13 protein-coding genes are annotated in these 14302 nt (G+C 52.4%); 6 read left to right on the top strand and 7 right to left on the bottom strand.

The features are described 5' to 3' along the window. Nucleotides 1-60 precede the first annotated feature (60 nt). Nucleotides 61-672, bottom strand: a complete 612-nt coding sequence (locus tag BZG82_RS10600; RefSeq protein ID WP_077480243.1) for a YitT family protein — start codon at nt 670-672, stop codon at nt 61-63. Between the two features lie 229 nt (nt 673-901). On the opposite strand from BZG82_RS10600, the gene BZG82_RS10595 reads away from it, so the two are divergent. The 5 genes from BZG82_RS10595 to BZG82_RS10575 all read left to right on the top strand — a co-directional run bounded on the left by BZG82_RS10595 (nt 902) and on the right by BZG82_RS10575 (nt 7271). Then, nucleotides 902-1615, top strand: a complete 714-nt coding sequence (locus BZG82_RS10595) for a GntR family transcriptional regulator (protein ID WP_077765813.1) — start codon at nt 902-904, stop codon at nt 1613-1615. A 71-nt stretch (nt 1616-1686) separates the two neighbouring features. Then, a complete protein-coding gene (gene prpB, locus BZG82_RS10590) occupies nt 1687-2556 on the top strand; it encodes a methylisocitrate lyase (RefSeq protein ID WP_046073371.1) in 870 nt (289 codons plus the stop codon). 114 nt (nt 2557-2670) lie between these two features. Then, a complete protein-coding gene (gene prpC, locus BZG82_RS10585) occupies nt 2671-3822 on the top strand; it encodes a bifunctional 2-methylcitrate synthase/citrate synthase (RefSeq protein WP_077640357.1) in 1152 nt (383 codons plus the stop codon). A gap of 43 nt (nt 3823-3865) precedes the next feature. Continuing rightward, complete coding sequence (locus BZG82_RS10580) at nt 3866-5317, top strand: bifunctional 2-methylcitrate dehydratase/aconitate hydratase (protein WP_077480240.1); 1452 nt, start codon at nt 3866-3868, stop codon at nt 5315-5317. 46 nt (nt 5318-5363) lie between these two features. Next, the gene (locus BZG82_RS10575; RefSeq protein WP_274532435.1) at nt 5364-7271 is read left to right on the top strand and encodes a propionyl-CoA synthetase; all 1908 of its coding nucleotides are present in this window, start codon (nt 5364-5366) and stop codon (nt 7269-7271) included. A gap of 65 nt (nt 7272-7336) precedes the next feature. Here the strand turns inward: BZG82_RS10575 and BZG82_RS10570 are convergent, their stop codons facing one another. The 3 genes from BZG82_RS10570 to BZG82_RS10560 all read right to left on the bottom strand — a co-directional run bounded on the left by BZG82_RS10570 (nt 7337) and on the right by BZG82_RS10560 (nt 11161). Beyond that, nucleotides 7337-8296: a sensor domain-containing diguanylate cyclase gene (locus tag BZG82_RS10570; RefSeq protein ID WP_077480238.1), complete on the bottom strand. Its 960-nt coding sequence runs from the start codon at nt 8294-8296 to the stop codon at nt 7337-7339. 112 nt (nt 8297-8408) lie between these two features. Next, nucleotides 8409-9596, bottom strand: coding sequence for a class I SAM-dependent methyltransferase (locus BZG82_RS10565; protein ID WP_077765812.1), 1188 nt, complete (start codon nt 9594-9596; stop codon nt 8409-8411). Nucleotides 9597-9784: 188 nt separating this feature from the next. Further along, the gene (locus tag BZG82_RS10560; protein WP_077480236.1) at nt 9785-11161 is read right to left on the bottom strand and encodes a methyl-accepting chemotaxis protein; all 1377 of its coding nucleotides are present in this window, start codon (nt 11159-11161) and stop codon (nt 9785-9787) included. 80 nt (nt 11162-11241) lie between these two features. On the opposite strand from BZG82_RS10560, the gene yccX reads away from it, so the two are divergent. After that, entirely contained in the window at nt 11242-11514 is a 273-nt protein-coding gene (gene yccX, locus BZG82_RS10555) for an acylphosphatase (RefSeq protein ID WP_077480235.1), read from the top strand. 29 nt (nt 11515-11543) lie between these two features. Here yccX and BZG82_RS10550 read toward each other — a convergent pair whose 3' ends face one another. The 3 genes from BZG82_RS10550 to BZG82_RS10540 form a co-directional block, all read right to left on the bottom strand. Further along, nucleotides 11544-11873 (bottom strand): TusE/DsrC/DsvC family sulfur relay protein, encoded by a 330-nt coding sequence (locus tag BZG82_RS10550; protein ID WP_069588353.1) that lies wholly within the window; start codon nt 11871-11873, stop codon nt 11544-11546. Between the two features lie 192 nt (nt 11874-12065). After that, nucleotides 12066-12734 carry a Bax inhibitor-1/YccA family protein gene (locus BZG82_RS10545; protein WP_069588355.1) on the bottom strand — a complete coding sequence of 223 codons (669 nt, stop codon included), beginning with the start codon at nt 12732-12734 and terminating at the stop codon, nt 12066-12068. A 207-nt stretch (nt 12735-12941) separates the two neighbouring features. Further along, nucleotides 12942-14213 (bottom strand): NRAMP family divalent metal transporter, encoded by a 1272-nt coding sequence (locus tag BZG82_RS10540; RefSeq protein ID WP_077678209.1) that lies wholly within the window; start codon nt 14211-14213, stop codon nt 12942-12944. Between the last annotated feature and the right edge of the window lie 89 nt (nt 14214-14302).

Genomic DNA, 14302 nt, shown 5'->3' with positions numbered 1-14302 from the left:
AAGAGGCGGAAGGCCGCCTCTATCTATGCTTATGTATGTTTTCCGTGTCATTCACGCCCGCTATACGGCTTGGGGCGGCTGAACTTGGTAGCGTCCGGGTTTATGGTTCATGGCAAGGACGAGATTGGTCGTGATTGCGGCAGCGACCGATAAGCCAATGAGCCAAGGCTCGACCACCAGCAGTGATAAGATCACAATCGAGCAATCCAGCGCCATTTGCACTTTTCCCGCGCGGATACCAAACCGCTGCTGCAAAAACAGCGCTAAGGTGTTAAATCCGCCCAAACTGCATTGATGGCGGAACATCACCAGCATGCCCATGCCGATTAGCCCGCCGCCAAATAGCGCGGCATAAACAGGATGAATGGTGTTGATGGTGAGCACAGCGGTTAAATGATCGGCGCAAAATGAGACGATGCTGACCGCAACCAAGGTACTTAAGGTAAAGCGTTTCCCCATTTGGGTGTAGGCGAGCCAATAAAAAGGCAGGTTGATCACGAAGAAAAGCTCACCAAAACTGAAGTCAGTGACTCGCTGTAAAAACAGCGCTAATCCAGCGGTGCCGCCGGTCAATAACCCTACTTGGTTGAAAAAGAAGATGCCGAGTGATACCAAACTACTGCCGATAAGCAGCGCGAGTGCGTTTTCACGCTTGGAATGATTTCTATCCATATTTGCGTTCTATCCCTATTAAAACGACCGCACTACCATACGCCGCTCTCGCAATAGGTCGAGTCAAACGCCCGTTTGATAACAAGTGAATAACAATCCAATGCGTACATTATCATTTACGTTGTGGTTTTGATCACGATAAAAAGGCGCCGCTACAGACCAAAGTCTAATCTACATTGTCTACAATATTGTTCTATTCTGGCTATATTGAAGTTTTTAGGCGGTATTTATGTCTTTATTGTCGACAAATGACCAATTTCTCGCGCAGAACGCGCAATCGTTGCCTGCTGAGCCACGTGAGCCCRCCAAGTCAGCCAGCCTAACCGAGCAACTTATCGAGGCGATTGTCACCGGCACTTATCCAGCGGGCACTAAGGTATCGGAAGCGGGATTGGCTGCTGCATTTGGCGTCAGTCGAGGGCCACTGCGCGAGGCCATGATGCGGGTCGAAGCCCTGGGATTGGTAGAGCGTGTGCCACATGTGGGGGCAAGGGTAGTGACTCTCACGCATCGTCAACTGGCTGAGATTTATGCGGTGCGAGAAGCGTTAGAAGGTATGGCCGCAAGACTGGCTTGCGCGCACATCACCGATGAGGAAATTGAGCAGTTAAGTGCAGTGCTCGACACCCACCATGCCTATATCGAACGGGTGGACGGGGCGGCCTACTTTCACCAACAAGGCGATTTTGATTTTCATTATTGCATCATCAAAGCCAGTCATAACCAGAAACTGATCAACCTGTTGTGTGGTGAGTTGTACCACTTGCTGCGGATGTACCGGTTTCAATCGCCGCGGGCGCATTCTCGCCCTAAGCAGGCGCTGCAAGAGCACATGCAAATTTTAGCGGCAATTCGCGAGCGCGATGCCGAGTTGGCCGAAATGCTGATGCGTCGACATATTCAGCGCAGTCGCCAACTGATTGAGCAACAAATTGCTGATTGAATAGCAACTGACGAATTAAAAATAGTGCGGTGGTGAGTCCCGCTAAGTCACTAATTTACAAGGAGAATGCTATGAGTGCAGGTGCACGTTTTCGCCAAGCGGTACGCAACAATATTCCGCTGCAAGTCGTCGGTACGATTAACCCCTATTGCGCCATGATGGCAGAGCGAGTGGGGCATCAAGCCATTTATCTGTCAGGAGGTGGAATTGCCAATGCCTCTTATGGCTTACCGGATTTGGGGATCACGACTCTCAACGACGTGTTGGAAGATGTCCGCCGGATCACCGCAGCAACCGACGTGCCCTTACTGGTGGATATAGATACCGGCTTTGGCGGCGCGCTCAATATTGCTCGCACCATTCGCGAAATGGAGCGGGCCGGTGCAGGTGCGGTACATATGGAAGATCAAGTGGCGCAAAAGCGCTGCGGTCATCGTCCCAACAAAGAAATTGTCAGCCAAGCTGAAATGGTCGACCGCATTAAAGCCGCGGTGGATGCGCGGACCGATCCTGAGTTTGTGATCATGGCGCGCACCGACGCCTTGGCGGTGGAAGGCATGGACAGTGCCGTCGCCCGCGCTAGAGCGTACGTAGAAGCAGGGGCGGACATGATTTTCCCCGAAGCCATGCAAACACTCGAGCAGTACCAAGCCTTTGTCGAGCAAGTAAAGGTGCCGGTGCTGGCGAATATCACCGAGTTTGGTCAAACCCCACTGTTTACCAGCCAAGAGTTGGCGGGCGTCGGGGTCAGCATGGTGCTGTATCCGCTCTCTGCATTTCGTGCCATGAACCAAGCCGCCCTCAATGTGTATCAACACTTGCTGGATGATGGCCACCAGAAAAACGTGGTAGACACCATGCAAACCCGTGATGCGCTCTATGACTTCTTGGGGTATCACGCCTACGAACAGCAATTGGATCGCCTATTTGGAAAAGAGTGATCACAGACGCACACTCTCGGTGTGAAAACGTCGGTTACACCACTGGAATTATCGCCACGTTCACGGATTCATGCAGCGGTTGAATCTGATGGCATCAAAGGAAAGGAGCCAATCATGACAAATGTCGCCGTCGCACCCAAAGATAAATCACTCTCCGGCGCGGGCCTTCGCGGCCAAAGTGCCGGCACCACCGCCTTGTGTACGGTGGGGCAAACCGGCACTGGATTAACCTATCGCGGTTATGACATTACCGATTTAGCCAATCACGCCCAATTTGAGGAAGTGGCTTACCTGCTACTCAAAGGCCAACTCCCCAATCGCCAAGCGCTGGCTGACTACACAGAAACCTTGGTCGGCAAGCGGGGGTTACCTGACGCCTTAAAAGCCGTGCTGGAGCGAATTCCTGCCAATGCGCACCCCATGGATGTGATGCGTACTGGTTGCTCGATGCTGGGTAACTTGGATCAAGAAACCGACTTTAGTGAGCAAGCGGATAAAACCGATACCCTGTTGGCGATGTTGCCGGCCATTATCTGCTATTGGTATCGCTATTCGCATGATGGTGTACGAGTCGATACCTATCAGCCGGAGGTGAAAAGCATTGGCGGTTACTTCCTCAAAATGCTCACTGATGAAACGCCGTCGCCACTGCATGAATCTGTGATGCATTGTTCGCTGGTGCTGTATGCCGAGCATGAGTTCAATGCCTCGACCTTTACTGCGCGTGTGTGTGCGTCCACCTTGTCCGATTTGCACTCTTGCATTACCGCGGCCATCGGCAGCTTACGCGGCCCATTGCATGGCGGTGCCAATGAAGCGGCGATGGCGATGCTAGAACAATGGCGCACACCTGACGAAGCCGAAGCAGGATTAATGCAAATGCTCGCCAATAAAGACAAGGTGATGGGCTTTGGTCATGCAATTTACCGTGAATCAGACCCCCGCAATGCGCTTATCAAACATTGGTCGAAACAGCTAGCGCAAAACGCGCCAGACGCTTGGCTGTACGACGTGTCTGAGCGGGTCGAACAAGTGATGAAGCGCGAGAAAGGCTTGTTCCCCAATGCCGATTTTTATCACGCATCGGCCTATCACTTTATGGGGATCCCAACCAAATTGTTTACTCCGATTTTTGTGATGAGCCGAGTAACGGGCTGGGCGGCGCATGTGTTTGAGCAGCGCGCTAATAACCGCATTATTCGACCAAGTGCCGATTACGACGGCCCTGAACACCAAGATTGGCTACCTATCGATCAGCGCTCTTAATCAGCGCGCATTTACCCGATTGAAATCACAGAAGGAATTGACCATGAGCAACAACGTAGAACTGAACCAGCGCCCCGACCCCGATGCCTTATTGGTACAAATTGCTGACTATGTCGATAGCACGCCGATTGCCTCGGCAGAAGCCTACAACACCGCCCGTAACTGTTTGATGGATACCCTTGGCTGCGGCTTGCTGGCGCTACGTTTCCCTGAATGTACTAAACACCTGGGCCCACTGGTGCCGGGCACCACAGTACGCCACGGGGCGCGTGTGCCGGGCACTTCCCACGAGCTTGATCCGGTCACTGCCGCGTTTAACATCGGCTGTATTATTCGCTGGCTCGATTTTAACGATACTTGGCTCGCCGCCGAGTGGGGCCATCCGTCCGATAACCTAGGTGGAATTTTGGCCACCGCCGATTACTTAAGTCGTGTGGCCGTGGCCGAAGGTAAACCGCCGCTTACCATGCGCGATGTATTGACTGCGATGATCAAAGCGCATGAGATCCAAGGCGTGCTCGCCCTTGAGAATAGCTTTAACCGTGTTGGGCTCGATCACGTTTTATTGGTGCGTGTGGCATCAACGGCTGTGGTTACCAAAATGTTGGGCGGTAATCGCGATCAGATCATTGATGCCGTCTCACAAGCTTGGGTGGATGGCTGTGCGCTGCGCACCTACCGCCATGCGCCAAACGCCGGTTCACGCAAATCGTGGGCGGCGGGCGATGCCACCTCCCGCGCGGTGCGGTTGGCGATGATCACCATGAAAGGCGAGATGGGCTTGCCGTCGGTGCTCAGCGCACCTAAGTGGGGCTATTACGATGTGCTGTTTAACGGCAACGCTTTTAGTGTCAAACAAGACTTTGCCAGCTACGTAATGGAAAACGTATTGTTCAAGATTTCCTTCCCAGCGGAGTTTCATGCTCAAACGGCGGTAGAGGCGGCGGTGACCTTGCATTCACAGGTGAAAGACCGGGTGGATGAGATTGAACGTATTGAAATCACCACCCATGAATCGGCCATTCGCATCATTTCCAAAGAAGGGGAGTTGGCTAACCCGGCTGACCGTGACCACTGCCTGCAATATATGGTGGCAGTACCGCTGCTATACGGCAATCTAGTGGCCGAGCACTACGAAGACGCCTTCCATCACGCCGACCCGCGTATTGATGCGCTACGGCAAAAAATGGTGATCAAAGAAGACTCGCGTTATAGCGCGGAATACCTTGAAGCTGACAAGCGCTCGATTGCCAATGCGATCCAAATTTTCTTTACCGATGGCAGCAGTACTGAACAAGTCGCGGTGGAATACCCAATTGGTCACCGCCGCCGTCGCGAAGAAGGGATCCCCGTGCTGGAGCAAAAATTCCGCACCAACTTGGCGACCCGTTTCCCGCGCGCACAGAGTGAAAAAATCGCTGCCTTGTGTAGCGACCAGGCCGCGCTGGAGAAAACCCCGGTGCACGAATTTATGTCGCTGTTTGTGATTAACTAAGCACGCGGAATGAATCCATTGCCTGCAAACGTATCGCCTGCCAAGGGTGGGCGATAAGGAGCCGCTTATGCAAGAAGCAAGTTACCAACACCATGCGGATTGGGCCAGTCGTGACCCCGAGGGATTTTGGCAGGCACAGGCCAAGCAGCTCGATTGGTTTACCTTTCCACAAACCATTCTTAGCAAAGACGATAATGGCATTGAGCGCTGGTTTGCCGATGGCACCATGAACACTGCCTATATGGCACTCGATGCGCATGTTGAACAAGGTCGGGGCGAACAAACTGCACTTATTTACGACTCACCGGTTACCAACAAAAAAACCACCTATACCTATGCGGCTTTACGTGACTACGTGGCGAAAGTTGCGGGCATGCTGGCAGGGCTAGGGGTTGAAAAGGGGGACCGCGTGGTGATTTATATGCCCATGATCCCAGAAGCGACCGTGGCCATGCTCGCTTGCGCACGGCTTGGGGCGATCCACTCGGTAGTCTTTGGTGGCTTTGCCCCGAATGAGCTGGCGGTACGGATTGAAGACGCGGAGCCCAAAGTGGTGCTCACCGCCTCATGCGGCATCGAGGGCGCGAAAACCTTGGCTTATAAGCCGATGGTTGATCAAGCCATCATGGACAGTCGTTACAAACCCGACCATGTGGTGGTCTATCAGCGTGCCATGTGTCGTGCCAATTTAGATAATCCGCGTGATGCTGACTGGGCGGCATTATTAGCTGAAGCGACGCCTGCGGCGCCAGTGCCCGTCAATGCCACCGATCCTTTATATATCCTTTATACCTCCGGCACCACGGGCAAACCCAAAGGCGTAGTGCGTGACAATGGCGGCCACGCGGTGGCGATGAAGTACAGCATGAGCGTGATTTATAACGTCAAACCCGGCGAAGTGTTTTGGGCCGCATCGGATGTCGGCTGGGTGGTAGGGCATTCGTATATTGTCTATGCCCCTTTGCTACACGGCTGCACTACGGTGATGTTTGAAGGCAAGCCAGTCGGTACACCGGATGCGGGAGCGTTTTGGCGCGTGTGTGATGAGTATAACGTCAGCATCTTATTCTCGGCGCCTACCGCCTTTCGGGCGATTAAAAAGCAAGACCCAAACGGTGAGCACCTTGCGCGCTATCCGATGACATCGTTACGCACGGTGTTTATGGCAGGTGAACGGCTTGATCCACCGACATTGGAGTGGGTGGAAGAAAAGACCCAGAGACCCGTGGTTGATCACTGGTGGCAAACCGAAACTGGCTGGGCGATTGCAGGCAATCCATTAGGGTTAACCTGCTTTGCGACCAAGCCCGGCTCGGCAACCATGCCAAGTCCTGGCTATCAGGTGTGTATTCTCAATGAAATGGGCGAGATTGCCGCACCAAACCAGCAAGGATACATTGCCGTGAAGCGTCCTCTGCCGCCTAGCTGCCTGCCGACGGTGTGGCGCAACCACGATCGCTTTGAGTCTGGCTATCTTAGCCAATTCCCCGGTTACTATGTCTCCGGTGATGGTGGCTACATGGATGAAGATGGCTATGTGTTTGTGATGGGACGGATTGACGATGTGATTAACGTCGCGGGGCACCGTTTATCGACTGGCGAAATGGAAGAGGTATTAGGCAGCCATGACGCGGTCGCCGAGTGTGCGGTGGTGGGCATGCACGATGAGCTCAAAGGCCAATTGCCGCTCGGCTTAGTGGTGTTGAAAGATGGCTTTGTCTCTATGGGTGGCGAGATAGAACGGGAATTGGTGCAGCGTGTGCGGGATCAAATTGGCGCGATCGCTTGCTTTAAACACGCGGTTATCGTGGAGAAGTTGCCTAAAACACGCTCAGGTAAAATCTTGCGTCGTATTATTCGTCAGATGGCGGATGGCGAATCTTACCAAGTCCCCTCGACGATTGACGATCCGAGCAGTTTGGAGACCATTGCAGCGGCGCTGTCTTCTTCCTAAGAGGGATAGGCTGGTATTCGCACGGGCATTAACCGAAAGCGGGGTAGGACACCCCGCTTTTTGGCTTACACCTTGGCTTTTTTTTGCTGGTACATCTTGGTGTCTGCTTCATCCAGTAGATCATCCAAGCTGCGCGGCGTCGACATGGAACTGGTCGCCACGCCATAACTGAATGAGATAGGGTAGGTGTGGCGATTGATTTGATTAAACCGCTCCACAACACCGGAAAAACGGTCGAGTGCTTGCTCGGCGGCTTCACGCCCAGCACCGGAGAGAAACACCACAAACTCATCGCCACCAAACCGCGCAAACACATCGGATTCGCGCATGTTGGCGCGCAGCAGATTAGCCATATGACGAAGGGCGATATCCCCTTCGGAATGACCATAAGTATCATTGATGATTTTAAAATCGTTTAAATCGATAAACGCGAGTGAATACGGCGAATTCATGCGCTGACAGTGCTGTACGGCGCGACTGGCTAGCTGCATAAAGCCGCGTCGATTAGATATTCCCGTGAGATCATCAGTATATGCGGTTTGCGCTGAGGAGAGCTCACTCTCGGCGAGCAGGGCCAAATCCTTCAAAAAGCGCAGATCTTCATCGCTAAAACGGCGCGGCTTATCATCAATCACACACAGGGTGCCCATGTTACTCCCGTCGCCAAGCGAGAGCGGGTATCCAGCATAAAAGCGAATATGTGGCTCGCCCGCAACGAGGGGATTATCAGCGAAGCGTGGATCGAGACTGGCGTCTTTCACCACAAAGGGTTGATCGCCCAAAATAGCATGACCACAAAAAGAGATATCGCGTGGCGTTTGGCGTACGTTAAGGCCAAAGCAGGATTTAAACCACTGGCGATCATCGTCAATGAGGCTGACGAGGGCGATGGGGACATCGAAAAGGCGTTTAGCTAAGCGAGTGATGCGATCAAAGCGCTCTTCGTCTTCGGTATCAAGCACGCCAGTGTCTTGTAATTTTTTGAGGCGTTGAGCTTCGTCGTTGGGCTTAATGGGGCTTAGCATCTGAACACTCCTGTCGGGTCGCTACTTACTTAAACGTAGATTCATCAGACAGATGTGTCCAGAAGTACGGACGCGCTTTGCACCCGTCCGCACACCAGTTAAAGACCGTGTGTTATTGCACCAAACACGCAAAGCCTTTGAGGTAAAAACCTTCTGGATATGCACTGTGAGTGGGATGATCTGCCGCTTGTGCAAAGCGCTCAATAAACTGCACATTTTTACCTGCATCTAATGCCGCGTCTGCCAGTATCTTTTGGAACAGGCCCGCATCCATTAAGCCCGAGCACGAATAGCTGAGCAGCACACCGCCCGGATTAAGAAGCTGCATAGCGAGCATATTAATATCTTTGTAGCCGCGACATGCGCCGGTCAGTTGAGATTTGGACTCTGCAAATTTAGGCGGATCCATCACAATCACATCAAAGCGTTCGCCTTGTTCGCGATAAGTGCGCAGCAGCTTGAACACATCGGCATTCACAAACTCAGCACGGGTGAGATCAAAGCCGTTTCTCGCCGCATTGGCTTTCGCTTTGTCGAGCGCGGGCTGTGAGACATCCACATTAGTGACCTGCTTAGCATTGCCTTTTTGCGCATACAAACCAAAACCGCCAGTGTAGCAAAAGCAATTTAAGACCCGTTTGCCATCCATGTATTTCACCGCTTGTTCGCGGCTATCCCGTTGGTCGAGATAAAAACCGGTTTTGTGGCCATTGGCAATATCGACTTCAATCGCCACGCCGTTTTCCTCGATGATGACGGACGCAGGTGGCTCCTCACCGTGTAAAACGCCGGTGCGCGGTTTAAGGCCTTCTTTTTTACGAATCGCAACGTCGGAACGCTCGTAGATATGGCACTCTGGAAACTCGGTGCGCAGGGCGGTGACGAGGTTATCACGCTGAGCATCCGCGCCGGCGCTAAGCAATTGGCACACCAAGTAGTTATCGTACTTGTCGACGGTGATGCCGGGGACGCCATCAGACTCAGCGGCCAATAGTCGATAACCAGTGAGCCCATCACGCTCAGCGAGCATGGTACGCAGCGGTTTTGCCGCGCGGATACGGGCTAGGAAAAAGTCACTGTCGATGGGGTTTTTTTCAAAGCACCACATGCGAACTCGAATTTGGGATTGGGGTGAATAGGCGCCTAGCCCTAAAAACTCACCTTGATGATCACAAACAGTGACCGTGTCACCCAAAGCAGGTTTCCCTTCGATACGGGCAATGCCGCGCGAGAAAATCCAAGGATGGCGGCGTTTGATGGATTTATCGCGGCCTTTGGCGAGATACACAGTGGCAGTCATGGACGTTCCTAACAATTTGGTGGTGCAAAACACGTCAAAATGCTGAGTAAGGCACCTGCATCATGACGTGACTTGCGGATAAAGCAAAAAAGGGCGGGTATTGTCGAGCAAGGCTGGTGTCATTGCAATAAAAACGCGCCCAGAGTCGGGCGCGTAATAGGAAGCATGCGGGCGGTGAACCAAGAGGTTTAGGTGCGAAGCCCTGCCACCAAGGTTTTCAATTGCTGCGCTTGCGTGCCAAGTTCACTGACTTCGGTAGCAGAATCTCGCAGCATTTGTGCGACTTGCGTGGACTGGCTGCGCACTTGTTCCACATCTTGTGAAATCGTGCTCGCCACGTTGCCTTGCTGCTCGGCGGCGGCTGCAATTTCGGTACTGCGATCAGAGATCGTGCTGCTACGGGCGGCGATTTGGCTGATCTCGGCATCAATCTCTTGCACCGCAGCTTCGCTGGCAGACGCATTTTCGACTGTGCCCTCCATAACGCGACGCAATTCAGTGGTATGCGTTTGCAGCGACTCAATCATGGTTTGAATATCGACCGTGGACTCTTGAGTGCGACTTGCCAAGGTGCGCACCTCATCGGCGACTACCGCAAAGCCACGCCCTTGCTCGCCCGCACGGGCAGCCTCGATCGCCGCATTCAGGGCCAATAAGTTGGTCTGCTCGCTGATGGCGTTGATGGTGGTCACCACGCTGCCAATTTGCTCAGCATTTTGATTCAACTCGGTCACCTTATCAGCAGCTTGAGCAATTTCACTGGCCAGCGCGTTAATCGCCGCCATGGTTTGCTGCACTTGTTGACGCCCTTGCTGAGCTGCCTCGGTGGCCTCTTGGGTCTGGGTAGATGTATCGGTAGCGTGGCTCGCCACTTCACGAATCGACCCCGCCATTTCTTCGGTGGCACTGGCGAGTGAATCAAGATACTGACGTTGGCTTTCACCCAGTGATTCACTTTCGTCGCTGCGCTGCTGCAGGCTCGACGACAAGCTATCCATCATCTCTGCGCTTTGCTGAATGGCTTTCACCATGTTTTGCTCACGCTCAAGCACTTTGTCGATGGTAATCGCGATCTGGCTGAACTCATCTCGCACTGGGAAGAAGTTCATTCGGTAGCTGAGTTCCCCATCTGCTAGCTTTAAGAGAGCTTGATTCATGGTGTACATCGCGCCGCCGATAAAGGTCATGATGTAATAGGTCAACAGCGCAATCACCACCACCATGCCAAGGAGCAAGCTCCAATCGAGCGTGCCAAGGTAGGTGAACAAGGTGCCATCGGCTTGATAGTCAAGCTGTCCCGACGGCGTAAGCGTAAACCCGCTTTGCTGGTTTTGTAGCACCGTGCGTACTTCTTGCGCCGGCAAATCGTATTTCGCCACAAGGGCTTGAATGGCTTGGCCTTCCGCTTGCATGTTGGTTGCCACTCGCGTGTCCGACGCTGCATCGAGTGTCAGCGCTATCACTATCATTGCGAGGAGGGGAAGGAAAAAGATAAGGTAAAATTTTTCTTGGAGCCGAAGGTGGATGAGGTATTTATCAATCCATCGAAACGCTACTTCTTTCATGACGTAATCCTGTCAAACGACTGTCTCATGTAGCGTTATACAGATGTCATTATGCAATGGAAATACAGTGGAGGTGACCGATGTCTCAAAAATGCGTCAAGGCCTATGTCACAGGTCACGTTCAGGGCGTTGGCTTTCGTTATCACACCGCGCACGAGGCATTAAAGCTGTCTTTGACTGGGTACGCGAAGAACTTGCCAGATGGACGCGTTGAGGTGTTGGCATGTGGCCGCGAAGAGTCGGTTGATGCTCTTATTGCGTGGTTAGATCAAGGGCCGCCCACCGCGAGTGTGAATCACGTTAAACACGAAGATACTGAATGGCGTTCCGTGGATGGGTTTGCCATTCAGTAGGTCATAGGACGGTCTTTAAAGCGGCTTAGTTACAAACATTTGGCGGGTTTGGGGAGGCCTGCCAATTTGGTCGCTTGTTTGGCCGGGCCTTTCGGAAAGAGCTTAAACAGGTATTTGCTGTTACCTTTCTCCGGACCGTACTCTTTTTCCATCGATTTTACCAATAAACGCACCGCCGGTGAGGTGTTGTATTCTTGGTAAAAATGGCGGACAAAGTGGATCACTTCCCAGTGGGCCTCGGTCAGTGCAATGCCTTCTTGCTCAGCCAACAAGGGAACCAGCGCTTCGTGCCAATCGTCTACGTTTTTTAAATACCCTTGCGCATCCGTTGCAACGGTTTCACCTTCATACACCAACATAGTCTTGCCTTTGTTCGTCATCCCAGCGGATGTTCTCGCCGTTGATAAGGCTGCAAAGCATAGCGAGCGACTGGAATGAGTGCAACTGACGTTTATTACGGACAGGTTTCTTCATCACGCTTGTGCGTATCGCCATAAAAAAAGCCGGCAATAGCCGGCTTTGGTAGTGCATACACAATTTTTGCGTGGCACTTAGTCGTCGTTCATGATGCCAAGAATGCTCAGCAGGTGAACGAAGATGTTGAAGATGTTCAAATACAGCGACACGGTGGCGCGGATGTAGTTGGTCTCGCCGCCGTTAATGATGTTGCTGGTGTCATACAGAATAAAGGCTGAGAAAATCAGTACCGCGATGGTGCTGATCGCCAAGCTCAGCGCTGGGATCTGTAGGAAGATGTTCGCGACCATGGCGACTAATAGCGCGATCACACCGGCGACCAAGAAACCGCCCATGAAAGAGAAGTCTTTCTTCGATGTGATGGCGTAAGCCGACAGGCCAAGGAATACCATACCTGTGGTAGCAAGCGCCTGCATCACAATCCCTGGGCCACTCGACAGGCTCAGGTAATAGGTCAGTGTTGGGCCTAACGAGGCGCCCAGAAGGCCGGTGAACACGAAGGTCCACACGATACCCGCGGAGGAGTTCATAGTGCGAGGTAGCACAAAGAACACGATCGCCAACGCACCTAGGGTCATACCTAGCGACATCATTGGGCCGATGCCGACAGCGATAGCGATAAAGGCCGCGATAGCACTGGTGATCAGTGTCATCGATAGCAGCGCATACGTATTACGTAGCACTTTGTTAGTAGATAACGCACTCTGCTGTGACTGGCTGTGCGAAACGATACGATCGTTCATAACGTTCTCCCGGTTGGGTTAACAATCCATTTCTTAATACGACAGTTATGTGGGCAGTCGTTCACTTTTTCAAGCTACCCACGTCCTTAACCTAAACCATGACTGGCTTTTATAAAGCAAATAATACCTTATCCGTGCTCAACGCCGATGGTGAAGTTGTAAAAGGATGTTAACCCAGCCCTTCAAGCGTGAACAAGGTAAACTTTGTTACATCAACCACTTCCACCAGATAAATACTGCTAAAAAGCCGAATAAATACATCAGACCCACGATCGCCAGGGCGCGCATCGACTTACTCATGGTCACTTCAGGCGGTAAGCGGTGTTTGGTCACCAAAATATAGTTGAGTAATGCAAAGAACGGCGTGGTCACGAATGCAGCAATCATGGCGAAATCGAGCATGGTTAGTAATGCACCGGTCCAAAACGCGACAATACCGAGCGCTAATACGGCCGTGATTAACATCCAGCCTTGATTGACCTGTGGCGAGGCTTGTGGCTGGCGACGCAATAAGCGCTGCGATTCAGACACGACCCGCGCATACCCGTCGATCACGGTAATGGTGCTGCCGAAGATACAGAAAAAGGCGACCACCGCGATCAAATAGCGGGACCATTCACCAATCGTGGCGGCATACAGGCCAACCAATTGATGCGAGAAGCCAATCCCCGATTGCTTTAATTCAACCCCACTGCCATGCAACAGCAGGGCACCGAGTGATAGAAACACAATTGCCAATGCAGCGGTGCCGATATAGCCGACGTTAAAATCAAACAGCGCCGCTTTAGCATTGATGGGCTCAGATTGCGCTTTGCGCTTTAGCCACACCGAGGTGATGCTAGAAATTTCAATCGGGGCGGGCATCCAACCCATGGTGACCACGATAAAGCCAATCGCCGTGATTGACCAAATGGACGGAGCCTGAAAATTAGGCTCAACCGCGACAGGGTTGCCGATTGCCACAGTCACCGCAACCAAGGTGGCACAGGTGAGCGTTGCCATAATCACTTTAGAGAGCCAATCCAGCGCCTTGTAATGGCCAGCAATTAGAATGACCAAACAAGTCATTACAATAATGATGGAAAGGGCGGTCAGGGAGAGATCAAACGGCACAAAATAGCTCAGCAGACTGGCGCTAAATAAAGTCAGTGCGGCTGTATTGATCACGCCGGATACCGCGCTGAGCACGATAAAAAGCCACAGATATCCGCGGCCGAGGCGGGCATAGCCCTCTACTAAGGTTTCGCCGGTTCCTGCGGTGTATTGCACGCCTGCGCGGAAAAAAGGGTATTTAAAGAGATTTACCAGCAGGATTAATGCGGCCAATTGCCAACCATAAATGGCACCGGCTTTGGTTGAGGCAACCAGATGAGAACCACCCACGGCGGCAGCGGCCATCATAATGCCCGGCCCCAAGGCGCGAACACGTTGGATCACAGATAAACGCGATCCGGCCTCGTGAGGAGAGACGGTTTGCATGATTGTTTCCTTTATAATAATTGCGTTGTTGTGTTTGTTTTTATCGCTATTTGATTAATTTTATTGTCAATAGCAGGTTATCAATAACA

The organism is Salinivibrio sp. PR5 (assembly GCF_001996085.1).
Taxonomy (GTDB): Bacteria; Pseudomonadota; Gammaproteobacteria; order Enterobacterales; family Vibrionaceae; genus Salinivibrio; species Salinivibrio proteolyticus.
Note: the sequence above shows the minus strand (reverse complement) of the source record. Positions and strands in the feature narration are given on the sequence as shown.